Genomic DNA, 23716 nt, shown 5'->3' with positions numbered 1-23716 from the left:
TAGCCAATCTCCCCCCTTGCGGGGGAGATGTCCGGCAGGACAGAGGGGGGTGTGCAAGATCACCCTCCTTCGGTCATTTGCAGGCAGCATCACTCCATGGCTAAATCGCGCGTCCAGTTCATCTGCCAGAATTGCGGGTCGGTGCATCAGCGCTGGGCCGGCAAATGCGATGCCTGCGGCGAGTGGAACACACTCGTCGAGGAAGGCACGTCCGGCGGCATCGGCTCGGGACCGGCCAACACGCGCAATGCGCGCAAGGGCCGCGCCGTGGTGCTGACCAGCCTGTCCGGTGACATCGAGGATGCGCCGCGGATCATCTCCGGCATTGGCGAACTCGACCGCGCCACCGGCGGCGGTTTCGTGCGCGGCTCGGCGCTGCTGGTCGGCGGCGATCCCGGCATCGGCAAGTCGACGCTGCTTACCCAGGCCGCAGCAGCATTGGCGTCAAAAGGCCACCGCATCGTCTATGTCTCGGGCGAAGAGGCTGTCGCGCAGATCCGGCTGCGGGCGCAGCGGCTTGGCGTCGCCGACACGCCGGTCGAACTTGCCGCGGAGACCAATGTCGAGGATATCCTGGCAACAATAGCCGACGGCAGAAGGCCGGACCTCGTCATCCTCGATTCCATCCAGACGCTGTGGACCGACATGGCCGACTCGGCGCCCGGCACCGTCACCCAGGTGCGCGCCTCGGCGCAAGCGATGATCCGCTACGCCAAATCCACCGGTGCTGCCATCGTGCTGGTCGGCCATGTCACCAAGGAAGGCCAGATCGCCGGTCCGCGCGTCGTCGAGCACATGGTCGACGCCGTTCTCTATTTCGAAGGCGAAGGCGGCCATCACTACCGCATCCTGCGCACGGTGAAGAACCGTTTTGGGCCGACCGACGAGATCGGCGTCTTCGAGATGTCGGACAAGGGCTTGCGCGAGGTCGCCAATCCGTCGGAGCTGTTCCTCGGCGAACGCCACGCAAAATCGCCGGGTGCCGCGGTATTTGCCGGCATGGAAGGGACACGTCCGGTGCTGGTCGAGATCCAGGCACTGGTGGCGCCGTCCACATTGGGCACGCCGCGCCGTGCCGTCGTCGGCTGGGACGGCGCACGGCTGTCGATGATCCTTGCCGTGCTCGAAGCCCATTGCGGCGTGCGCTTCGGCACCCACGATGTCTACCTCAACGTCGCCGGCGGCTACCGGATTTCCGAGCCGGCGGCCGATCTGGCGGTTGCCGCTGCACTGGTTTCGTCGCTCACCGGTCTTGCCCTTCCCGCCGATTGCGTCTATTTCGGCGAAATCAGCCTGTCGGGCGCAGTGAGGCCGGTTGCGCATGCGCAGCAGCGCCTTAAAGAGGCCGAAAAGCTGGGTTTTGGAAGTGCGGTTCTGCCCTTGGGCAGCGAGGAGGTTGTCGGGGGGATCGGGGCCGGCGCTTTCCAGCCGACCGAACTTGCCGATCTCGTCGCACGCATAGCCGGCTCACGGCGCAGCCGTGTCGACGTGGAAGATTGACGCGGCTCGCCCGAGCCGTGAAAAGACAATCTGAGTGGGGCAAAAGACATGCCGATTACGCTGCTGGACGGAATTCTCGTCGGCTTCACCCTGGTCTCGGCGATGCTCGCCATGGTTCGCGGCCTGTCACGCGAAATCCTGTCCGTCGTGTCCGGGGCGGCTGCCGCCGCGGCGGCATTCTTCTTCTACAAGCCGGTGCTGCCTTACGTTCAGCCCTATGTCGAAAGCGACAAGATCGCCATGGCGGCATCCGCCGGCATCGTCTTCCTCATCGCGCTGATCGTCGTTTCCGTCATCACCATGAAGCTTGCCGACTGGATCATCGATTCCAGGATCGGCGCGCTCGACCGTACGCTGGGCTTCCTCTATGGCGCCGCGCGCGGCGTCCTCGTAGTCGCCGTGGCGCTACTGTTCTTCAACTGGCTGGCCGGCGCCAAGGCCCCTGCCTGGATCGCCAACGCCAAGTCGAAGCCGCTGCTCGAGACCATCGGCGCCAAGCTGGAAAGCCTGCTGCCCGAAGATCCGGAAAACGCCATCCTGAAGAAGCTCAATCCGAATCAGCCGGCAGCCGAGACGCCTCCGGCGGCCGATGCACCGGCGGCGGATGCTCCGGCAACCGGTGACGATACGCCGGCGCCCGACGACGAGACCGACGCTCCGGCCGATAACGCACCCGCGCCCGCTGCTCCGGCTCCGGCCGCGCCGGCAAACTGATACGGACGGATGGTGCCGGACAGGCGCCATCCCGGCAGTTCCGGCCTGACTACGTTGCTTTCGCGGTGCTATCGCACTATATGGCCATTTTAGCGGAGCTTGAGCCCCATGGCAGTTTCGAAGGCAGACGCGGACGACGTCCTTTCCGCCGAAGCAGACGATCATTTCCACGATGAATGCGGGGTGTTCGGCATTTTCGGCCGGCAGGACGCTGCGGCCATCGTCACACTAGGCCTGCATGCGCTGCAGCATCGCGGCCAGGAAGCGGCCGGCATCGTCTCCTATGACGGCACGCAGTTCCATGTCGAACGCCATGTCGGCCTGATCGGCGACACCTTCACCAAGCAGCACGTCATCGACAGCCTGCAAGGCAACCGTGCCATCGGCCACACGCGCTATGCCACGACGGGCGGCGCCGGCATGCGCAACATCCAGCCCTTCTTCGCCGAACTCGCCGATGGCGGCTTTGCCGTCGCCCATAACGGCAATCTCACCAACGCCATGACCGTGCAGCGCGCGCTGCAGAAACAGGGCGCGATCTTCTCGTCGACCTCCGACACCGAGACGCTGCTGCATCTCGTTGCCACCAGCAAGGAACGCGATTTGAATTCGCGCTTCATCGACGCCGTGCGTCAGGTCGAAGGCGCTTTCTCGCTGGTCGCGATGACCTCCAAGAAGATGATCGGCTGCCGCGATCCGCTCGGCATCCGCCCGCTGGTGCTCGGCGACCTCGACGGCGCCTGGATCCTGGCCTCCGAAACCTGCGCGCTCGACATTATCGGCGCCCGCTTCGTGCGCGACCTGAAGCCCGGCGAGATGGTCGTGGTGACCTCGAAGGGCATCGAGAGCCTGTTCCCCTTCGAGCCGCAGAAGACCCGCTTCTGCATCTTCGAATATGTCTATTTCGCCCGCCCGGACTCCTCGGTCGAAGGCCGCAATGTCTACGAAGTGCGCAAGCGTATCGGCGCCGAATTGGCGCAGGAAAGCCCGGTCGAGGCCGATATCGTCGTGCCGGTGCCGGATTCCGGCACGCCGGCGGCAATCGGCTTCTCCCAGGCGGCAGGCATCCCCTTCGAACTCGGTATCATCCGCAACCACTATGTCGGCCGAACCTTCATCCAGCCCGGCGATTCGATCCGCCATATGGGCGTCAAGCTCAAGCACAACGCCAACCGCCGGATGATCGAGGGCAAGCGCGTGGTGTTGGTCGACGATTCGATCGTGCGCGGCACCACCAGCCAGAAAATCGTGCAGATGGTGCGCGACGCCGGCGCCAAGGAAGTGCATATGCGCATCGCCTCGCCGCCGACCAGCGCGTCGTGCTTCTACGGCGTCGACACGCCGGAGAAGTCGAAGCTTTTGGCATCGCGCATGTCGATCGAGGAAATGGCCGAGTTCATCCGTGTCGATTCGCTCGGCTTCCTCACCATTGACGGGCTCTACCGCGCCGTCGGCGAAGCCAGCCGCGACAATGAGCAGCCGCAATTCTGCGACGCCTGTTTCACCGGCCAGTACCCGACCCGCCTGCTCGACTTCGAAGGCCACGACAATGTGCGCACGCTGTCGCTGCTGGCGAACAACGGGGCGTAAAGCCCAACTGCTATCCTTGAAAGCGCTCGCATGACCCTCGACCTCTCCGGCCGCGTCGCGGTCGTTACCGGCGCCTCGCGCGGCATCGGCTACTTCATCGCCAGGGAACTTGCCGCCGCCGGCGCGCATGTCATTGCGGTAGCCCGGACCGTCGGCGGGCTGGAAGAACTCGACGACCAGATCAAGGCCGAGCGCGCGAAAACCGGCAAGGGCGAAGCGACGTTGGTGCCTCTCGACCTCTCAGACATGGCCGGCATCGACCGGCTGGGCGGCGCCATTCACGAGCGCTGGGGCAAGCTCGACATTCTGGTGGCCAATGCCGGTGTGCTCGGCGTCATCTCGCCGATCGGCCATGTCGAGGCCAAAACCTTCGAGAAGGTAATGACCGTCAATGTCACCTCGACCTGGCGGCTGATCCGCTCGGTCGACCCGCTGCTCAGGCTGTCCGACGCCGGCCGCGCCATTCTCATGTCGTCCGGGGCCGCGCATTCGGCGCGCGCCTTCTGGGCGCCCTATGCGGCGTCGAAGGCGGCTGTGGAAGCCATGACGCGTTCCTGGGCGCATGAGACGCAGAGCCTGGCGCTCCGCATCAATGCGGTCGACCCCGGCGCCACCCGCACCGCCATGCGTGCGCAGGCCGCGCCCGGCGAGGATCCGGAAACGCTGCCGCACCCGTCAGAGGTGGCAAAACGCATCGTGCCGCTGGCGAGCCCCGAGATGAAAGAGACGGGGCTGATCTTCCAGGTCAAGAACAACCGCTTCGTCGCCTACCGGCAGCCGGAATAAACCGGGTTGTAGCGGGATTAAACAGGCCTCCAGTTACGTTTCTTCGAATGTAGGACATTCGAAACCGGAGGACCGACATGCGTAGACTTCTTCTCGTTGCCGCCGCCGCGATTGCCGCCACAGCCGGCGTGGCGCTGGCGCAAGACGCCAAGATGAGTTTCTTCGTCACCAGCGTCGGTTCCGGCAAGGGCGCCGATCTCGGCGGTCTCAAGGGTGCCGACGCGCATTGCGCCTCGCTGGCGGAAGCGGCTGGGGTTACCGGCAAGGAATGGCACGCCTATCTCTCGAGCGCCAATGTCGATGCGCGCGACCGTATCGGCAAGGGTCCCTGGGTCAACGCCAAGGGGGAGAAGATTGCCGATGACGTCGCCTCGCTGCACAGCGACGCCAACGCCATCACCAAGCAGACGGCGCTCAACGAAAAGGGCGAGGTGGTCAACGGCCGCGGCGATAAGCCGAACCGGCACGACATATTGACCGGCTCGAAGCCTGACGGCACCAAGCTCGCCGACCAGACCTGCGGCGACTGGACCTTGAGCGGGGCGGAGGGCGCGGCGATGATGGGCCATCACGACCGCACCGGCCTTGATGAGTCGGCGGCGGCGAAATCCTGGAACTCCTCGCATGCCTCGCGCGGCGGCTGCAGCCAGGAGGCGCTGAAAGGCACCGGCGGCGACGGCCTGTTCTACTGTTTTGCCGCGAACTGAGAGACGTCTGGGAGCGGTTCGTTCACGGGTCTGTGATGGTCCGGCAGGTCCCTCCCCCATCGCCCTGCTTTCGCCATCAGCCGGGAGTTGCTAGGGTCGACCCGACTCCGACACCCAGCAAAGCGAGGAATTCCCATGGCTGCTCCCAGCGTAGCATTGGTCTGGTACCTGGTGATCGCCGGCCCGCAAGGCGGCATGGTGGTGCTGCCCAGCACCTTCGACACCCGCGAACAGTGCACAAACGCGATTACCGAATATCAGAAGCAGCCGACGCCGGCCGGCTGGGCGGTCAACTGCGTGCCGAGCGCCTCGCCTTTCACCGATGAGGGTGATGCGGAAGAGCCGGCGGCGCAGTAGCGTAGTCTCCCCCCTCGAGGGGGAGATGGCCGGCAGGCCAGAGGGGGTCGCCTCGCGTAGAGTGCCAACCTCCTTCCGCACAAAGGGCGTCGCGTCCAGTCGGCCCGACCCCCTCTGTCGCCTTCGGCGACATCTCCCCCTCAAGGGGCCCGTTGCGTTATAGGCTTTGGGCGTGGAGAGAGACGGCAAGGGCAATGCGAGGTGGTTTCCGGCGCTGGTTTGTGGCCAGATGGGGTAGGAGTTGGCGTATTCGGCGGATTTCGGGCGCAGTGCGACCCTAGATCAGGTCGCCAGCGTCACCCAGCGACGCATGTTGAAGGCCATGGCGGCGATGAGAACCTGTCCTGCCGCCTTGGCCAGACCGCGATAGCGGATGGCGCAAAGTCGCATGCGGTTCTTCAAGGTGGCGAAGGTCGTCTCGACGGCAAAACGTTGCCGGGCGATCAGTTGGTTGAACTGCTTCAGGCGCGTCGGCAGGCGCGGATGATGCTTGTTGGCCCGCCGCATCAGCCGCGGCTTGATCCCGCGCTGCCTCAGCGACAGCTCGCGCGCCTTGGTGTGATAGGCCGCATCCGCCAGCACCGCGCCTTCGTCGCCACAGATCAGATGACCCGCCTCGACCGTGTCGTTGACGTTGGCTGCTGTCGTCCTCACCCGGCGGATCAGGCCAGAACCCTGGTCGACGCCGACATGGGCCTTGTAGCCGTAGGAGGAGCCAGGCTTGCCCTGCCGGCGTGTAAAGCCGGCATCGGGATCGCCGGCATCGCCCGCTTCGTGCGCGGCCCCACTGGGCGGCCGTGCCGCCGCCGTCTCGATCACCGTGGCATCGAGCATCGTGCCCCGCCGCAGGATCAGCCCGGCCTTGTCCAGTTGATGGTCCAGTTCGCCAAACAGCTTCTCCAGAAGCCCGGCCTCCACGAGAAGATTGCGAAAGCGGTTGAGCGTGGTGTGGTCGGGCACCGTCTCCTCGAGCGTCAGTCCAACGAAGCGGCGGAACGACAGCCGATCGGCGAGCGCCTCCTCCAGTTCGTTGTCCGACAGCCCATACAAGGATTGCAGCAGAAGCGCCTTGAACATCACCAGCGAATTGTACGCAGGCCGCCCCGGCCCAGTTGGCGAGCGCAGCCGCGCCAGGATCTTCTCGAAGCGATACCACTTCACCAGCGACGACAGCCGGTCCAGTCGTCCGCTCCGACCAAGACCCTGCGGCAGCAGAGCCTCTACAAAACTGAACTGACCGCTCGGCTTTGTCGTCATCGCAAAATCCCCGTTTCAAAAACAGGGAATCACATCCACCCAATTTTGCAACAGTCCCTCAAGGGGGGAGATCAGGCGCGCGCCTTCACCGTCAGCTCCGGCTTGCTGTTGATGGTCTGGAAGACCACGCAATAGCGTTCAGTCAGCTTGATGAGCGAATCGATGCGGTCCTGCGGCTCATCCGTGTCGAGGTTGAAATTCAGCCGGATGGCGCGAAAGCCCACGGGGGCGTCCTTGGCCACGCCCAGCGTGCCACGAAAGTCGAGATCGCCTTCGGCCTCGACGGTGGCTGCGCCAAGCCTGAATTCCAGCGCCGTCGCCACTGCCTTCAGCGTAACGCCGGCGCACGCCACCAGCGCCTCCAAAAGCATATCGCCCGAACACAATTCGAGCCCGGAACCGCCGGTCGCCGGATGCAGGCCGGCCCCCGCCAGCGCCCTGCCCGTCTCGACCTTGCAGGCAATCGACTGGTCGTCGATGGAGCCTTTGGCGCGAAGCGTGATCAGCGCTCGCGAGGAATCGTCGCGATAAGCCTCCTTGATCGGTGCCTGCATGGCCTTGAGTGCGGTGGCGTCCATGTTGCATTCCTTTTCGAGTCCGTCGCGCTTTGATAGCACTGATATGCCGGCGAGACAGCGCCCCCCTCTGCCTGCCGGCCACCTCCCCACAGGGGGGAGATCTGCAGCTTCGCCGATGGCGCTTTCTACGCCGGCGATTAGCGAAGGCGGTCGCGACATCCAATCTCCATCCCTGTGGGGGATGTCCGGCAGGACAGAGGGGGCGTGAAGGAACGCTAGCTCGCGAAGAGTTACTTTGACTTCGACCGCCCGAGCCATACCTAAGCAGAGTCATTCCCGCGGAGGCATCATGCCGTTCAAGCTGAAACTGATCTCGCTTACCCTGTTGGTGCTTGCAGCCTTCGCGCAGCCAGTCGTCGCCGAAACGCCCGAGCGCCCCGCACCGGCAGGCGGCGTGCTGTCGCTGCTGCCGGCACCGCAGACGACCAGCCATTCAATCACCATTGCCGGGCGCAAGCTGGACTATCAGGCTAAGGCCGGCACGCTGTCACTGCTATCCGGCAAGGGCGAGGTCACCGCGGAAATCTTCTATGTCGCCTATACGCTGCCGCCACTGGCGGGCGCGGAGAAGGCTCGCCCCATCACCTTCGTCTTCAATGGCGGCCCGGGCGCGGCATCCGCCTATCTGCATCTCGGCGCACTCGGCCCGCGTGTCGTCGCGACCGGCGCCGATGGCCAATTCCTGCCGCCGCCGCAAAAGCTGATCGACAATCCCGACAGCTGGCTCGACATGACCGACCTCGTCTTCGTCGATCCGGTCGGCACCGGCTACAGCCGCGAGGCCCCCGGCCAGGACACGAAAGATTTTTGGGGCGTCAGCCAGGACGCCAGTTCGATCGGCGCTTTCATCCGGCTCTATCTCGCCCAGAACGGCCGCACCGGATCGCCGCTCTTCCTTGCCGGCGAAAGCTATGGCGGGTTCCGCGCGGCACTTCTCGCCAGGACCCTGCAGGAAGATGTCGGCCTGAGCCCCAACGGCATCGTGCTGATCTCGCCTGCACTGGAGTTCACGCTGGTGCTGCCCGACGAATTCCAGCCGCTGCATTGGGCGCTGGAACTGCCCTCGCTGGCGGCGGTGCGCCTGCGCAGCGAAGGCCTCAGCGGCGAAGCACTGCGCGAAAAGCTCGCCGAGGTCGAAAAGTATGCGCTGGGCGACTACCTCACGGCTCTGACCGGCGGGCTGGAACAGGGCGGGCGGCTGGCCAGCCAGCGCGTGGCCGATATCACCGGCCTGCCGCTCGACCTCGTGCAACGCAATTTCGCCCGCATCCCGACCGCCCTGTTCGCGCGCGAATTCCAGCGCGCCAGTGGCAAAGTGCTCAGCCCGTATGACGGCACCATCGCCACCAGCGACATCGCCCCGGAGAGCGCCCGCAGCGCCGGCCCGGATCCGGTGCTCGACCGCAGCGTGCCGGCGCTGACCTCGGCCTTTGTCGGTTATGCGCGCGACGAGCTGAATTTTCGCACCGATGTCAGCTACAGGTTGCTCAATGGCGATGTGACCCACGCCTGGGACTATGGCGGCTCGCGGCAAGGCTATGCCGGGGTGATGGACGATCTGCAGCGGGCGCGCTCGCTCAACCCGGGGCTCGGCGTGGTGATCGTCAACGGCGACACCGATCTGGTCACTCCCTATCTGGCCTCACGCTATCTGGTGAGCCAAATCCCGACGCTCGGCGGGGCAAAACCTATCCGTCTCGACGTCATCGAGGGCGGCCACATGATGTATCTCAGGCCGGGCGGCCGACGCGCCCTGAAGGAGGCCGCTTCACAGCTCTACCAGGCAACACAGTGAACGGCGTGCCCACGCTGTCGGCCAGGCTGCGCCAACGCAAGCTTGCCACTGGCGTAGCGCCCCGCAGGCTTTCGCCCGTATAGCCTGCAATGGGAGCCTGATTGGCGCAGGCTTCTTCTTCGTCCTCTTGACAGCGCCGGACACGCCGCATGGCCGATATTGCCATTCTGGAAACCCGCGAAAGGGTGCTTGCCGGCATCCTGTTCACCGGCTGCGCCTATTTCCTGTTTTCGACGCAGGACGCCGCGATCAAGCTTCTGGTCGTCGGCATCAGCGTCTGGCAGATCATGTTCTTCCGCTCGATCGCTGTGCTTATCGGCTGTGCTGCAATCGGCGGACCGCCCATCTTTGCCGACACAATGCGCTCGCCCATCGTGCGGCCGATGCTGGTGCGCAGCGCCTTCACGCTCGGCGCCTGGCTCTGCTACTACAACGCGGCCCGCTCCCTGCAGCTGGCCGAACTCACCACCGTCTATTACGCCGCCCCGATCATCGTCACCGTGCTGTCGGTGGTGATGCTTGGCGAAAAGGTGCCGCTGTTGCGCTGGCTGGCGGTGTTCATCGGCTTCGTCGGCGTCTTCATCGCCTGTGATCCCACTCGTCTCGGCTTGTCCGTGCCGATGCTCTTGGTACTGGCTGCGGCAGTGCTGTGGGGCATTGCCGTGGTGCTGTTGCGCAAGACGGCGCTGGCCGAGCGCACGCTGATCCAGCTTGTGCTCAACAATTTCTACTTCCTGGTGTTTTCCGCGGTGCCGGCGCTGTTGGTCTGGCAGATGCCGGACTGGCGCCAGTTGCTGCTTTTGATCAGCGTCGGCGCGCTCGGCGGCGTGGCGCAATTTATGCTGTTCGAAGGCATGAAGCGGGCGCCGGTGTCGATCGTGGCGCCGTTCGAATACACCTCATTGGTCTGGGCCTTCGGGCTCGGCTTTGCGATCTGGGGCGACGTGCCGCGTCGCGAGGTGTTTCTGGGGGCGGCGTTGATCGTCGGCGCCGGCCTGCTGATCATCGGCAACGAGCATTTCCGCAAGCGGCTATGAGTACCCCCGTGCTGACAGCATGGTGGCAGGAGAAGACGGATAGGCTGCTGAGATGACGGAAGCGTTCGACGGCCCAGGCACCACAGATACCGCTGCCGAGCGTACGCTCGGCATCATGCTGGTGGCGGCTTCGGCGGCTTTCTTCGCCCTCACCGGCGTGCTGACCAAATCGATCCACGCCGACCCGCTGACCATCACTTGCTGGCGCGGCTTTGTCGGCGCGATCCTGATCACCTTCTATGTGCTGTGGCGCCGGCGCCGCTCCGGCGGGCGGGAAAGCTTGCGGCTTGGCTGGCGCGGCTGGCTGCTGGCCCTCGAGGGCGCCGCGGCCAGCATCGCCTTCATCTCGGCGTTCAAATTCACCTATGTCGCCAATGTCGCGGTCATCTACGCCACCGCGCCTTTCATCACCGCGCTGCTCGCCTTCGTGCTGGTGCGCGAGCCGTTCCGGGCGCAGACGCTTGCCGCCGCCGCCGTTTCGCTGTGCGGCGTAGTGATCATGGTCGGCTCCGGCTTCGGCAGCGGTCATCTGTTTGGCGATGGGCTCGCGCTGCTGATGACCGCCGGCAGTGCGCTCTACATGATCATGGTGCGCGCCTTCCGCGACACGCCGGTGGTGTGGGCGGGCGCAGTCTCGGCGCTTCTGCTGTTCGTGCTCGGCTGGTTCGTCACCGACCCCCTGGCGATTTCTGCTCGCGACGCCGTGCTGCTCGTCGCCTTCGGAGGATCGTTCGCAGCGGCGTCGATCCTGTGGACAGAAGGCTCGCGGCTGATCCCGGCGCCTGAGTCCGGCCTTCTCGGTGCCGCCGAAGTGCCGTTTGCGATCCTGTTCGCCTTCCTGTTCCTCGGCGAGATCGCGCCGGCCGCCAGCCTGATCGGCGGCGCCATAGTACTCTGCGCGGTTTTCGCCCATGCGGGGCGCGACTGGCTGGCTGCGAGAAAAAGTGCGGCAACCCAATAATTATTTTCCAAGTCATGGAACCATCATGCGGATCAGGCAGTTTTATGTGCGACGGGTCACCCCCCAAGTCCCCCCAAACCCCTCGACCCGTCCTCCTCAAAGCCGACCGTAAAGGTCGGCTTTTTCTTTGGACATCAGCCGGCAAAGCCGGGCAAGGCGAGGTTGTCGCTGAGCAGGATGGCAAGATCGCGCGCCGGCCGCTCAGCGCCCTGGCCGAGTTTTATCGCGAATTGCGCTGTCGGCACCGGCGGCAGGGCGAATTCGCGCGGTGCTTCGGCAATGCCTGAATGGGCAAAGCGGGCGGTGCGCAAGGTCAGCGCGATGCCGGCATTGACCGCCGTACGCAAGCCGGCAAGGCTGGCGCTGCCGGCGGCGATGCGGTAGCGGCGGCCGGCAGCATCGAGGGCCGCGAGTGCTGCTTCGCGAAAGCCGCAATAGGGGTCGAGCAGCGCCAGCGGCAATTCCTCTTCCCGCACGGCAAGCCCTTTTTGCGAGCACAGCCACAGCATCGGCTCACTGAACAGCCCGACTTCGTCATTGGCCGGCGTCTTGCGCATGACAACGGCCAGATCGAGCTGCCCGGCCTGCAGCGCCTCGCCAAGCTCGGCCGAACGGCCAACGCGGAGTTCGACCCTGACGCGCGGATGGCTGGTCGCGAAGGCGCGCAGCAGCTCCGGCAGGCCGCTATCGGCGAAATCCTGTGTCGTGCCGATGGCGACGCGACCAGCGGCACGCGCGCCCTTGAGCGCCAGCCAGGCCTCGCTGTGCACGGCAAGAATGCGGCGGGCATGACCGACAAGATCCTCGCCGGCCGGCGTCAGCCCGCGCCCGCGCCCCTGCGCCACCAGCAGCGGTTCGCCGACGATCTCCTCCAGACGCTGCATCTGCGCGGTCACCGCCGAGGGCGAGCGGCCGACAGCAGACGCAGCCTGAGCCAGCGAGCCGCCATCGACAAAGGCAAGGAAGGTTTTGAGCAGATCGGGATCGAGAGCTTGCATGCTTCGATAATACAGAACCTTTTGTTCGAAACAATTCGATTTTTTTGATTCAAAGATGATGGCATTGTCTCTCCAACGGCAAACAGACGCCGCTCAAACGAAGGAGAGAAAAATGCCCATCATCAACATCAGCGTCACCGGCAAGCCCGACGCCAAGCTGTCCGCCACAATCGCCAAGGAAATCACCGAGCTGACGGCAACCCATCTGCGCAAGGACCCGACGATTACCGCCGTCGCCGTCACCTATGTCGACCCGCAGCATTGGTTCGCCGGCGGCAAATCGCTGGCGGAGCATGGCGCCAACACCTTCTGGCTCGACATCAAGGTGGTCGACGGCACCAACACCAAGCTGGAACTGGAGGCTTATCTGAAGGCGATCTTTGAGGCCTTTGGTAAGTTGCTGGGTGGTGTGCACGAGGAAAGCTATGCCTTCGTGCATGAAGTCCCGGCCGCTGCTTACGGTTATGGCGGCAAGTCGCAGGAGTTCCGGTTCATCAGTGGGCGGCTGAAGGCCACGGCCTGATTGCTACCCAGCGGGAGGATGAAGCCTTGTATCAAGCACGAAATCCTCCCGGAGATGCAAGCTATAAAGGCCTGCCGCCCGGTTGGGATCGAACACCAGGTTCCAGCTGTGCTGGGATACCGCGCTGGGGATCAGAAAGAACGGATGCTTTGCCAGCAGACCATCGCCGAACTGCTGCTGTCCCGCGCCCGGGATGCCGGGACGCAGCCAGTTCGCGTTCGGAATATCGTCGGTTTGGACCACATAAATCTCTGATGGATCGACGATGTCGAATGCCGTCAGCACGTGAGGGACAGTATCCAGCGGGCGAAACCCCTTGTGGACCGCCACCTCCAAGATGGCGGTCGATGGGTCGATGGACGCATATACGGCTCTGATCCCTTTGCTGTTCCACCTTCCCCCAAGCTTGAAGGCTCCTTCGCCACTGTCCCAGCTCGCCTTGAAGCGTCTGTGATCAAGCCTCCAGCCCAACAGCTGCCCTGTTCCGAGGGAGCCCGGCAAAGGCGTCACGCGTAGACACCATAGTCGAGCCGCTCAAGAAACTCCTGCACAAGCGCAGTGCCCGCCGCCGTGGCCAGCAGATCGATCGGCCGGCGATTGTCCAAACCCATGACAGACTCGATCATCCATTTTTCCGCGTCTTCCTGAGTCCCGAGCACGGACGTGGCCTTTGTCAGGAGCTTGGCGAAGTTCCAGGTTCTGGAACCTTGCTCCCGACTGAGGGTCTTGGAGTGATCCGATTTGTGCCGCTGAAATGTCCGCTCGCTCATGCCGAATGCGGTCTCAAACGCATCGGCGGGATCAATGACCATCAGATGCCTGACGAGGCTTTCGAGCGCCTGGCCCGGAATTCCATGCAGGATCATTTCATGTGCCTCAAGAGGACTGGCTACCGAGAATCCAAGAACCTTCCGTCCACCAAACAGGTCGACCATTCGTTCGAACTCCGGCTCCATATGTGGTGCCTCGGCAAAACCCAGCGGGGAACTGGCCATATTACCTCTCCGTCACGTGTCGCTTTATTTACGACACGTGTCGCAACATTTCAAGGCCTGCGTTTGGGTCATTGCCTGGCGAGGTCAGGTGGAACACCGCTCCCTCGCACCCGCGCATTGACCTTGCTCCCCATTGCGCTACCCTCTGCTCTCGAAGCGGACGAAGAGCCGCATACCGGACCGTTGGGAGAGACGCGGCATGATCCTGACACTGGCGCTGCTTGCAGGCCTCGTGCTGGCCTGGCTGCTGATTGGCGCTATCGAGACGTTTCGTCTCGACCTGCGCTTTACCCAGGCGCTGCTCTATGTGCCGTTCAAGCTCGCCTACCGGATCGATGACCGGCGCATCCGCATTGCCCGCAACGCGCCGACGCCGGTGATCTATGTGGTCTCGCACCAGTCACGCTTCGAGCCGGCGCTGATGCTGTCGCTGCTGCCCGACGACACGCTGCACATTCTCGACGAGGCCTCGGCGCGCTCGCCCTGGATGGAGCCTTGGCGCGAGCTTGGCCGCACCATCGCCTTCAACGCCGAGCATCTCTTCGTCAGCCGGCGGCTGGTCAGGGTGCTGAAGGGTAAAGGCCGGCTTGCCGTCTATCTGCCCGATGACGTCGAGCCCGATGTGAAGACGTTTCGCCTGTTCCGCGCCGTCACCCGCATCGCCATGCAGGCCGACGCCCGCATCGTGCCGATCTTCGTCACCGGCTCGCGCGACCTGCCGGTTTCCTTGACGCCAAAGAACCGGGCGCCGCGCCACTGGTTCCCAAAACTCTCGATCAGCGTACTGGAGCCAATGACGATTGCCGAACTGGTGGCGCGCAACCCCGACCAGGCTTCCAACACCAATGCGTTGTTCGACCGCATCGCCGAGGCGCGGCTTTATGGCAGCAACCTCGATCGCGGCCTGTTCCTGGCCATGCGCGATGCCGCGGATCGCACCGGCGCCTCGCATCCGATCATCGAGGATGTGATCAGCGGCTCGCTCAGCTATCGAAAAATGTTCATCGGCGCGCGCGTGCTCGGCCGCCGTTTCGAGGCGGTGGCAGCGCCCGGCGAAGCGGTCGGGGTTTTGCTGCCCAACGCCAATGGCGTGGTGCTGTCCTTCGTCGGCCTGCTCTCGGCCGGCCGGGTAGCGGCGATGACCAACTACACGGCAGGGCCGGCCAGCGTAACCGCCGCGGTGCGCGCGGCAGTCATCCGAACGGTGGTTTCCTCGCGCGCGTTCGTCGAGAAGGCGGCGCTTGCCGACATCATCGCCGCGGTCGAGGCCGGCGGCGCCAAAATGCTGTGGCTGGAGGATGTGCGCGCAAGCGTCACGACGCTGGAAAAGCTCGCAGCAGCGGTGCTGTGGCGGTTCCCGCTGCAGCGGCAGGATGCGGCCAAGCCCGCCGCAATCCTGTTCACCTCAGGCTCGGAAGGCACGCCCAAGGCCGTGGTGCTGTCGCACCGCAATCTCCACGCCAACGCCATGCAGGCCGAGGCGCGCATTACCATTTCGCCGTCCGACATCCTGCTCAACGTGCTGCCGGTTTTTCACTCTTTCGGCCTGACCGGCGGTACCATCCTGCCGCTGGTGACCGGGGTGAAACTGTTCCTCTACCCGTCACCGCTGCACTACAAGATCATCCCGGAGATCGCCCGCAAGGTGAAGCCGACCATCATGTTCGGCACCGACACTTTCCTTGCCAACTATGCCCGCACCGCCAAGGATGGCGATTTCTCCAGCCTGCGCTTCGTCGTCGCCGGCGCGGAAGCGGTGAAGCCGGAGACGCGGCGCGTTTATCGCGAGCGCTTCGATGCCTCGATCATCGAGGGGTTCGGGCTGACGGAGGCCGCTCCCGTCGTCGCCGTCAACACCGCCATCCATGGTCGCGACGGCACGGTCGGACGGCTGTTGCCGGCGATGCGCATGAAGCTCGAACCGGTCGAGGGTATCGAGGGTGCCGGCCGCCTGTGGCTCGACGGGCCGAATTTGATGATGGGCTACATGACCGCTGACCGGCCCGGCGAATTGCAGCCGCTGGACGGCTGGCACGACACCGGCGACATCGTCTCGGTCGACCGCGAAGGCTTCATCACCATTCGCGGCCGGGCAAAACGCTTCGCCAAGATCGCTGGCGAGATGGTGTCGTTGGGCGCCGTCGAGATGCTGGTGCAGTCGCTGTGGCCGGAAGAGCGCCACGCCGCGGTGGCGGTGCCGGACAAGAGGCGCGGCGAGCGCATCGTGCTGGTCACCACCGCCGACGACGCCGATCCGGAAGAACTGCGCGCCTTCGGCAAGAAGGCAGGTGCGGCCGAACTGATGGTGCCCAACGACATCGTCAAGGTCGAGGAGATCCCGGTGCTGGGTTCCGGTAAGACGGATTATGTCTCGACGCGGAACCTGGCGATCGAGAAGCTGGGGCTGGGCCTGGCGGCTTAGCGTATCTCCCTCCTTGAGGGGGAGATGGCCGGCAGGCCAGAGGGGGTCGCCTCGCGTGAAGCGCCGACGTCCTCTTCGCTCAAACGAGGTCGCGTCCGGGGCGTACCGACCCCCTCTGTCGCCTTCGGCGACATCTCCCCCTCAAGGGGGGAGATAACAACTACCCAATATCCGAAGGCGGCACTTTTTCGCCCTCGCGCTTGGCGCGCTTCGAATACGCCCGCACGCTGAAAGGCAGGAAGATGAGATAGCCTGCGACAGAGGCGGTCAGCGTGTACCAGGGATAGGTCATCAACAGCAGGACGTATAGAACGACCGCCAGGATGATCGGCAGCACCTTGTCGCCCGGCACTTTCAGGCTTTTGCCGGAATAGACCGGCAGCCGGCTGACCAGCAGGAAAGCGACCAGCACAGTGAAGCCGGTGGCGACGAATGCCGTCAGGCGGTCCGGCTCGAGACCGAGCCGCAGGAAGGACAGATAGAGCGGCAGCATAACCAGCACGGCGCCGGCCGGCGCCGGCACGCCGACGAAGTATTCGCTCTGCCAGATCGGCCGGTCATGGTCTTCGTCGAGCACGTTGAAGCGCGCCAGCCGCAGGCCACAGGCGATGGTGAACAGAAGGGCTGCGATCCAGCCGAAGGAGCCGGCGCGGTCGAGCAGGAAGGCGTAGAGCACCAGTGCCGGCGCGACGCCGAAATTGACGATGTCGGCCAGCGAATCCATCTGCGCGCCGAATTTGGATGTCGCCTTCAACATGCGCGCCAGGCGCCCGTCTATGCCGTCCAGGAAGGCGGCGAGCAGCACCATCACCACGGCCGGCTCGAAACGGCCCTCGAAGCCGAAGCGGATGCCGGACAGGCCGGCGCAGATGGCAAGTACGGTGACCAGATTGGGCAGCACCATGCGCATCGGAATCTCGCGGATGCGCGGGCCGCCGCTGCCATGGGCCTCGAACTTTTTGAACGGCGCGCCCACCGCTTACGAAATCCTGACGAGCGGGGTTGCGGAGACGCCGCCGAATTCGGCGAGCACGGTTTCACCTCCGACCGCCGTCTGGCCGACGGCGACGCGCGGCACCGCGGTCGAAGGCAGGAAGACATCGACGCGCGAGCCGAAGCGGATCAAGCCGAAGCGTTCGCCGATGGCGATCGAACCGCCGGTCTCGGCCCAGCAGACGATGCGGCGTGCCACCAGGCCGGCGATCTGCACGGCGACAACGATGCCGTTGGGACTGTCGATGACCAGCCCGTTGCGCTCGTTCTCCGAGCTTGCCTTGTCGAGTTCGGCATTCAGGAACTTGCCCGGCCGATGCTCGATTTTGGTGATGCGGCCGCGCACGGGAGCACGGTTCACATGGCAGGAGAAGACATTCATGAACACCGAGATGCGGGTCATTTCGGTGTTGCCGAGGCCGAGCTCGCGCGGTGGCACGGCCGGGCCGACCGCCGAGATGACGCCGTCGGCGGGACTGACCACCAGCCTGTCATCGACCGGGGTGACACGCTCGGGGTCACGGAAGAAATAGACGCACCAGGCGGTCAGGATCAGGCCGATCCAGAACAGCACCGAGGAGAAATAGCCGAGGAACAGCGTGCCCGCACCAAAGGCGGCAATGAACGGATAGCCCTCGCGATGGATCGGAACGAAGGCATTCTTGATCGAGTCGACGAGGCTCATTGGCTGGAGCTCATGGGCTGGGGGCGGTCCCTGTTTCAGGTCCGGCCTCAATACCGGAAAGGCTCCGCGGCCGCAACGCAACATTGGGCAAGGCCGCATCGTCCGCAGCCGGCAGGAACGGTCACGTGCTTGCCTGCCGGCTGCTTTGCCGCCAGAATTCGGGCCAACGCCGGCTGAACGCGCGGCGAAAAGGCCGACTGCCATGGCGCCAAATTCAGGCAAAACGTATCTTGTTGCCATACGATCGTCAGCCGTGGGTGCCGTTTTGACCGTACTTGTGGCAGCGAGCGACCACGCAGTTGCGCAAGGCAAGCCATCCTTCGACTGCGCCAAGGCCGCCAGCGTGGCGGAAAAGGCCATTTGCGCCGATCCGGTCCTGGCGCAAGCCGATGCCGACGTCGCGAAGAATTATACCGCGCTGCTGAAGAGGCTCGATGCTCATGCCGGCAAGGCGCTGCGGGACGACCAAAGCGATTTCATCGCGTATCGCGACCAGATCGCCGGCTTCAACGAAAGTTCGCCCAAGAACCAACAGACTTTCGATCTCGGCGAATTCCTGCGCGACCGCGCAACCTTCCTGTCCGGCATACGCAAGCCCCCCGATGCAGGTTTGATCGGCACATGGAGCAGCGTGCGCGGCAGCGTCGACATCAAGGCTGTTGGCGGAGGCAAGGTCGAAATCTCGGAAGATGTCGTTTCCAATCCAGTCTCGGGAAGTGGGTCATGCGAGATCGACGGCACGGTCGAGGAGCGCAATACGCTTCGACTTGAGGACACCGACGACAACGACAAACCGACTGGATTCGTCTTCACCTTTCGCCGCGACGGCGATGCGCTTGTCGTCGAGCAGAGCGGCGCCGGCAAGGATGGCAAATCGGAGCCCCTGTCATGCGGTGCCAACGGCCATGCCGATGGCACGTTCTTCCTGACGGAGAAAAAGTAGGCTTGCTGTCGCTAACCCGCCGCAGCGGAGCAATCAAAGTGGGCATTGAGCTCGGCCATAGCGGCCTCAGCGAGGCTTTCATCATCCTTGCCGCGCAAGAGCACACCGCCGTTCCGCAACGATTGGAAAAGGAAGACTTGGCCTGATGCCAGCACCACCCAATTCACGATTGCTCCTTCCTCCTTCTGCACCACCGAATTCGCAGAAACGATGGCATCCGTCGGGTCGAAGCCTGCCTTGCGGAGCAGGAGGTCGACGGCGGCGGGAGCATGGTATTGTTCCGCCAGCTCAATGACCGCTGTGATCTCGGTCTCTTCAGCAATGCCAAGCTTGGCGCCAACTTTCGGGGCGTTAGCCGCTAGCGGGCTCTCGCCTGGCGGTATGACAAGCAACTCTTCTGGAGCGATGTACTCGTAGACCGTGACGTGTGTCTCCGTCGCACTGCATAGTCGGGTCTTCTTCGCGCTGGTCTGAAGTTGAAAAACCAGCTGTTTCTCTCCTTCTATGTTCAGCATCCTTGCCATGCCGAACGCGATTTTGATCTCGGGCGGCGCGATCTTGGCGCAGGCAAGGCCGGCCCCGACATCGCGCCAGCTGAAGATCATCTGGCCTGCCAAGTTGCCAACGGACTTATGAAGAAGCCTGCCTTCGCGCTTCGGATTGGCCATCACCAGCCGGTGTATGACGTCGTCGTAATCGTCACTATCGACAACTTGCAGATCAGGCCATGACGCGATCCAGCGCGCCAAAAGGTTTTCCATGGGCGCGGCCTCATCCGCAACGTAGAACGCATGATCAAGTGTATCGAGAAAATCATCCCGCCCGCCCTCGAAGCCCGTCTGCTGGGCGGCTTCGTTGGGATGGTCTGCAATCCAGCTGGACATCTTTTCCAAAGTCGCAAGCTGGCCCTTTGCGCCACAAGCAGTGAGTCCAGCTCGTGCGTTGGCAATCATGGCGCCGATTTCCTGCCCGGCATTGTGGATGAATTGACTATGGCCGCCGTTCTTTACCTCCGAAGAGTACGAGTCGGCATGAAGGACCTGCATCGCCTTGGTGTCGATTTCGGGATAACGATAGAGTCCTTTGGAAACCATCGCTGTGACGAATTGCATGACAGCGAAGACGAGAAAAAACGGCTCTTCATCAGGATCCTCGACGTTCGAACGCAGTACGACGACCGGCAACGGCAGGCCGAATTCCAACTGCTTTCCAGAATCTGATGCCGACTTCTCGGGCGTTTTCTTGGATTTGCGGGAAAAGAAACCGAACATCGAAAATACTCTCTTGGTCGCAAAACTTGCGCGAACGGGTTATTTCCGACGCGACAATATCAGCTGCCCTCAAGGATTAAAGGCACTCTGATCCAGAGGCATCCGCACGATGGTTTGCCAAAATTGTCGGTCATGTCGGGGCGCCACAGATTCACACGTCCTTGGCAGGAAAGCGCTTCGCGACAATGCCGAATTGCGGCGAGTCGACAAACCAGGGTCAGAGATGCCATCGTCGAAATCAGTCGCCCTGAACGCCAAGGTCATTACAGAAGGCCTCGCTTTCGGAGAGTCTCCCCGCTGGCACGACGGACGCCTGTGGCTCTGCAACTGGGGAACCGGAGAGATCATCGCGGTGGGTGTGGGCGGCAAGACCGAGGTGATGCTCACGGTGCCTGCGATACTACCCTATTCGATCGACTGGCTGCCGGACGGGCGGCTGCTGGTCATTTCGGGGCGCGAAGGGCTGTTGCTGCGGCAGGAGGCGGACGGGACGCTCGCCACCCATGCCGATTTGAGAGAACTGTCAAAGAGCCCGTGGAACGAGATCGTCGTCGACGGGCGCGGCAACATCTATGTCAATGGCGGCGGGTCGGCGCCTGCACCGGGCGAGCATTTCGGGCCCGGCACCATCGTGCTGATCACGCCGGACGGCTCGGTTCGACAAGTGGCCGAGAACATCGCTTTCGCCAACGGCATGGCGGTGACGCCGGACAACAGGACACTGATCGTGGCGGAGTCGCATGCCAACCGGCTGACCGCCTTCGATATCGCGGAGGATGGCGGGCTTTCCAACCGCCGGGTCTGGGCCGATCTCGATGGCTTTCCCGACGGCATCTGCCTCGATGCCGAAGGGGCTGCCTGGTACGCGGATGTTCCCAACAAGCGCTGCGTGCGGGTGCGCGAAGGTGGCGAGGTGTTGCAGACAGTCGATGCCGATCGCGGCTGCTTTGCCTGCATGCTGGGCGGGCCGGATGGCACGACACTGTTCATCGTCGCCGCCGAATGGCGTGGTTTCGAGAACATGATCAGCGATGCCCGCACCGGCCAGGTGCTGAGCGTCGAGGCGCCAGCACCTGGCACGGGCTGGCCCTCCTACATCTCAGGCAGACGCTGATAGTTGGCGATATCGGCCTTCACACCCAGCCGGGCAATGGTCTCCTGCGGGTTGAAGCCCGCCCGCTCGTGGGCCGCCTTGACGATCGGCACGACATTGTCGACGGCCGCCTGGTTTTCCCATTCGACAATGGTGACCAGGTTGAACTCACCCGGACCCGAAAATTGCTCGAGCACGAAATCCTGGACGAAGCCTTGCTGCAGGCGCAGCAGTTCATGCGTTGCCCTGACCTTGCGAAGGATTTCTTCACGGGCCTCGGCAGGAACGACGAATTTGTCGACCCTGAACACGGCTGCCTCGGCAAGTTTATCCATTTGAATCTGTCTCCGTTCTTGAACGACTTGGGTTCGGTGGCTCAGGAACGGGTTTGCGATCTCAACTTAGGTTGAGGTCAAGGGGAAATTTTCGGTGGTGATGATGGCGACGACGCTGCATATCTCCCCCCTTGAGGGGGAGATGGCCGGCAGGCCAGAGGGGGTCGGTTCGACTGGATGCGCCCCCCTTGCGACCGATGAAGGTTAGCGCTCCACGCGCGGCGACCCCCTCTGTCGCCTTCGGCGACATCTCCCCCTCAAGGGGGGAGATCGGCGCTCCGCCGCCTAGCTCACCTCCGAAGTCCTTCTGCGCACAACCACACCCAGCTCATCGCTCTCCCTAGCAATGCGCAGCCTCTCCTCGGCTTCCGTCGCTTCGCGCTGGCGGTCCCACATCGAGGCGTAGAGGCCGTGTTGGCGCATCAGCTCGGCATGGGTGCCGCGTTCGGCGATCTCGCCGTCCTTGAGTACGATGATCTCGTCGGCCGTGATCACCGTCGATAGGCGATGGGCAATGACGATGGTGGTGCGGCCCTTGCTGACCAGGTCGAGGGCGGCCTGGATCTCCTGTTCGGTGTGGCTGTCCAGCGCCGAGGTCGCCTCGTCGAGCATCAGGATCGGCGGCGCCTTCAAAATCGTGCGGGCAATCGCCACGCGCTGCTTTTCGCCGCCCGACAGTTTTAGCCCGCGCTCGCCGACCATCGAGCGGTAGCCTTCGGGCAGTCGTTCGATGAACGGGCCGATCTGGGCAAGCTCGGCGGCTTTCTGCATGTCTTCCTCGCTGGCGCCGATGCGGCCGTAACGGATGTTGTAGGCGATGGTGTCGTTGAACAGCACGGTGTCCTGCGGCACCATGCCGATGGCGCCGCGCAGGCTCGCCTGCGTCACATCACGGACATCCTGGCCGTCGATCAGCACCTGACCGCCCTGGACGTCGTAGAAGCGGAACAAGAGCCGCGAAATCGTCGACTTGCCGGCGCCGGACGGGCCCACGATGGCCACCGTCTTGCCGGCCGGAACTTCGAAGGAGACGCCCTTCAGAATCTTGCGGCTGGGGTCGTAGGCGAAGTGCACGTCGCGGAACTCGACCTTGCCGGCTGTAACAGTGAGCGGCTTGGCATCCGGCTTGTCGGTGATTTCCTGCGGCACATCGAGCAGGTCGAACATCTGCTCGATGTCGGTCAGCCCCTGGCGGATTTCGCGGTAGATGAAGCCGATGAAATTGAGCGGCACCGAAAGCTGCATCAGCATGGCGTTGATGAAGACGAAATCGCCGACCGTCTGCGTGCCGGCCTGCACCTCCAGCGCCGACATGCACATGACGATGACGGTGCCGAGACCGAAGATGATGCCCTGGCCGAAATTCAGCCAGCCGAGCGAGGTCCATATCCTGGTCGCCGCCATTTCATAGCGCGCCATCGAACGGTCGAAGCGCTCAGCCTCCATACCCTCGTTGTTGAAGTATTTGACGGTCTCGTAGTTGAGCAGCGAGTCTATCGCCTTGGTGTTGGCGTCGGTGTCGCTGTCGTTCATGTCGCGGCGGATCGAGATGCGCCAGTCGCTGGCGCGCACCGTGAACCAGACGTAGAGCCACACCGTGGCCGCCACCACGACCACATATTTCCAGCCATAAGTGTAGGCGAAGATGCCGGTGGTCAGCGCGAATTCGAGGATGGTCGGCGCCGTGTTCAGCATGATGAAGCGCACGATCGTCTCGATGCCCTTGGTGCCGCGCTCGATGATGCGCGACAGGCCGCCGGTGCGGCGCTCGAGGTGAAAGCGCAGCGACAACTGGTGCATGTGAACGAAGGTGCGGAACGCAAGCTGGCGCACCGCATACTGGCCAACACGGGCAAACAGCGCATCGCGCAGCTGGTTGAAGCCGAGTTGCACCAGCCGCACGACATTGTAGGCGACGACCAGCATCACCGGCGCCAGCAGGAAGGACGGCAGCGGCGGCGGCGATTTGGCGTCACCGGCCAGAGAATCGGTCGCCCATTTGAAGAAGTACGGCCCGGCAACCAGTGTCAGCTTGGCAACGACCAGAAGCAGCGTTGCCCAGGTGACGCGTGCCCTGAGATCGGCGCGGTCGGCCGGCCACATATAGGGCCACAGATTGCGCAAGGTGCTGAAGGTCGAGTTATCGGAAACGGTTTTTTCTGCCACTTGTCTTGCC

Annotated in this window: 23 protein-coding genes; 13 read left to right on the top strand and 10 right to left on the bottom strand. The window is 63.7% G+C overall.

Features of this window, described 5'->3' with window-relative positions; translation table 11 throughout:
- The first annotated feature begins 96 nt into the window (after nt 1–96).
- From radA to NKI88_RS07385, 6 genes are all read left to right on the top strand, one after another.
- Nucleotides 97–1500 (top strand): DNA repair protein RadA, encoded by a 1404-nt coding sequence (gene radA, locus NKI88_RS07410; protein WP_023672716.1) that lies wholly within the window; start codon nt 97–99, stop codon nt 1498–1500.
- Nucleotides 1501–1548: 48 nt separating this feature from the next.
- Entirely contained in the window at nt 1549–2214 is a 666-nt protein-coding gene (locus tag NKI88_RS07405; RefSeq protein ID WP_352654424.1) for a CvpA family protein, read from the top strand.
- A gap of 108 nt (nt 2215–2322) precedes the next feature.
- Nucleotides 2323–3804, top strand: coding sequence for an amidophosphoribosyltransferase (gene purF / locus NKI88_RS07400; RefSeq protein ID WP_023672714.1), 1482 nt, complete (start codon nt 2323–2325; stop codon nt 3802–3804).
- 30 nt (nt 3805–3834) lie between these two features.
- On the top strand, nt 3835–4590 hold the full coding sequence (locus tag NKI88_RS07395; RefSeq protein ID WP_352654422.1) for an SDR family NAD(P)-dependent oxidoreductase: 756 nt from the start codon (nt 3835–3837) through the stop codon (nt 4588–4590).
- Nucleotides 4591–4667: 77 nt separating this feature from the next.
- On the top strand, nt 4668–5297 hold the full coding sequence (locus NKI88_RS07390) for a hypothetical protein (RefSeq protein ID WP_023693974.1): 630 nt from the start codon (nt 4668–4670) through the stop codon (nt 5295–5297).
- Nucleotides 5298–5432: 135 nt separating this feature from the next.
- A complete protein-coding gene (locus NKI88_RS07385; RefSeq protein ID WP_023689120.1) occupies nt 5433–5654 on the top strand; it encodes a hypothetical protein in 222 nt (73 codons plus the stop codon).
- 282 nt (nt 5655–5936) lie between these two features.
- Here the strand turns inward: NKI88_RS07385 and NKI88_RS07380 are convergent, their stop codons facing one another.
- Together NKI88_RS07380 and NKI88_RS07375 are read right to left on the bottom strand one after the other, a co-directional pair.
- Nucleotides 5937–6911 carry an IS5 family transposase gene (locus tag NKI88_RS07380; protein WP_352654420.1) on the bottom strand — a complete coding sequence of 325 codons (975 nt, stop codon included), beginning with the start codon at nt 6909–6911 and terminating at the stop codon, nt 5937–5939.
- A 71-nt stretch (nt 6912–6982) separates the two neighbouring features.
- Nucleotides 6983–7489: an OsmC family protein gene (locus tag NKI88_RS07375; protein WP_352654418.1), complete on the bottom strand. Its 507-nt coding sequence runs from the start codon at nt 7487–7489 to the stop codon at nt 6983–6985.
- 289 nt (nt 7490–7778) lie between these two features.
- Here NKI88_RS07375 and NKI88_RS07370 point away from each other — a divergent pair, with 289 nt between their 5' ends.
- From NKI88_RS07370 to NKI88_RS07360, 3 genes are all read left to right on the top strand, one after another.
- Nucleotides 7779–9284, top strand: a complete 1506-nt coding sequence (locus NKI88_RS07370) for a S10 family peptidase (protein ID WP_352654416.1) — start codon at nt 7779–7781, stop codon at nt 9282–9284.
- 149 nt (nt 9285–9433) lie between these two features.
- A complete protein-coding gene (locus NKI88_RS07365; RefSeq protein ID WP_352654414.1) occupies nt 9434–10321 on the top strand; it encodes a DMT family transporter in 888 nt (295 codons plus the stop codon).
- A gap of 52 nt (nt 10322–10373) precedes the next feature.
- Complete coding sequence (locus NKI88_RS07360; RefSeq protein WP_352654412.1) at nt 10374–11282, top strand: DMT family transporter; 909 nt, start codon at nt 10374–10376, stop codon at nt 11280–11282.
- A gap of 134 nt (nt 11283–11416) precedes the next feature.
- Here NKI88_RS07360 and NKI88_RS07355 read toward each other — a convergent pair whose 3' ends face one another.
- Nucleotides 11417–12280, bottom strand: a complete 864-nt coding sequence (locus NKI88_RS07355; protein WP_023693978.1) for a LysR substrate-binding domain-containing protein — start codon at nt 12278–12280, stop codon at nt 11417–11419.
- Between the two features lie 112 nt (nt 12281–12392).
- On the opposite strand from NKI88_RS07355, the gene NKI88_RS07350 reads away from it, so the two are divergent.
- Nucleotides 12393–12803 carry a tautomerase family protein gene (locus NKI88_RS07350; protein ID WP_023672705.1) on the top strand — a complete coding sequence of 137 codons (411 nt, stop codon included), beginning with the start codon at nt 12393–12395 and terminating at the stop codon, nt 12801–12803.
- Nucleotides 12804–12806: 3 nt separating this feature from the next.
- Here NKI88_RS07350 and NKI88_RS07345 read toward each other — a convergent pair whose 3' ends face one another.
- Entirely contained in the window at nt 12807–13313 is a 507-nt protein-coding gene (locus NKI88_RS07345; RefSeq protein ID WP_352654409.1) for an RES family NAD+ phosphorylase, read from the bottom strand.
- Nucleotides 13310–13798, bottom strand: a complete 489-nt coding sequence (locus NKI88_RS07340; protein ID WP_023705369.1) for an Xre family toxin-antitoxin system antitoxin — start codon at nt 13796–13798, stop codon at nt 13310–13312. The genes NKI88_RS07345 and NKI88_RS07340 overlap by 4 nt, the downstream gene beginning before the upstream one ends.
- 199 nt (nt 13799–13997) lie before the next feature.
- Here NKI88_RS07340 and NKI88_RS07335 point away from each other — a divergent pair, with 199 nt between their 5' ends.
- Nucleotides 13998–16220, top strand: a complete 2223-nt coding sequence (locus tag NKI88_RS07335) for an AMP-binding protein (RefSeq protein WP_352654407.1) — start codon at nt 13998–14000, stop codon at nt 16218–16220.
- A 160-nt stretch (nt 16221–16380) separates the two neighbouring features.
- Here NKI88_RS07335 and pssA read toward each other — a convergent pair whose 3' ends face one another.
- Nucleotides 16381–17196, bottom strand: a complete 816-nt coding sequence (gene pssA / locus NKI88_RS07330; protein ID WP_023672701.1) for a CDP-diacylglycerol--serine O-phosphatidyltransferase — start codon at nt 17194–17196, stop codon at nt 16381–16383.
- Nucleotides 17197–17199: 3 nt separating this feature from the next.
- Nucleotides 17200–17982: a phosphatidylserine decarboxylase gene (locus NKI88_RS07325; protein WP_280940324.1), complete on the bottom strand. Its 783-nt coding sequence runs from the start codon at nt 17980–17982 to the stop codon at nt 17200–17202.
- A gap of 169 nt (nt 17983–18151) precedes the next feature.
- Here NKI88_RS07325 and NKI88_RS07320 point away from each other — a divergent pair, with 169 nt between their 5' ends.
- Nucleotides 18152–18841 carry a lysozyme inhibitor LprI family protein gene (locus NKI88_RS07320; protein WP_023705371.1) on the top strand — a complete coding sequence of 230 codons (690 nt, stop codon included), beginning with the start codon at nt 18152–18154 and terminating at the stop codon, nt 18839–18841.
- 11 nt (nt 18842–18852) lie between these two features.
- Here the strand turns inward: NKI88_RS07320 and NKI88_RS07315 are convergent, their stop codons facing one another.
- A complete protein-coding gene (locus NKI88_RS07315; protein WP_023705372.1) occupies nt 18853–20112 on the bottom strand; it encodes a DMP19 family protein in 1260 nt (419 codons plus the stop codon).
- 223 nt (nt 20113–20335) lie between these two features.
- On the opposite strand from NKI88_RS07315, the gene NKI88_RS07310 reads away from it, so the two are divergent.
- Nucleotides 20336–21226, top strand: coding sequence for an SMP-30/gluconolactonase/LRE family protein (locus NKI88_RS07310; protein ID WP_352654405.1), 891 nt, complete (start codon nt 20336–20338; stop codon nt 21224–21226).
- Here the strand turns inward: NKI88_RS07310 and NKI88_RS07305 are convergent.
- Both NKI88_RS07305 and NKI88_RS07300 read right to left on the bottom strand, forming a co-directional pair.
- Entirely contained in the window at nt 21205–21540 is a 336-nt protein-coding gene (locus tag NKI88_RS07305) for an antibiotic biosynthesis monooxygenase (protein ID WP_023685667.1), read from the bottom strand. The two genes, NKI88_RS07310 and NKI88_RS07305, sit on opposite strands and share 22 nt — an antisense overlap.
- 285 nt (nt 21541–21825) lie before the next feature.
- Nucleotides 21826–23706 carry an ABCB family ABC transporter ATP-binding protein/permease gene (locus NKI88_RS07300; RefSeq protein WP_352654404.1) on the bottom strand — a complete coding sequence of 627 codons (1881 nt, stop codon included), beginning with the start codon at nt 23704–23706 and terminating at the stop codon, nt 21826–21828.
- Nucleotides 23707–23716 lie beyond the last annotated feature (10 nt).

It is taken from the genome of Mesorhizobium sp. M0317, assembly GCF_040321555.1.
GTDB lineage: Bacteria > Pseudomonadota > Alphaproteobacteria > Rhizobiales > Rhizobiaceae > Mesorhizobium.
This window is presented reverse-complemented; position numbering and strand designations above follow the sequence as displayed.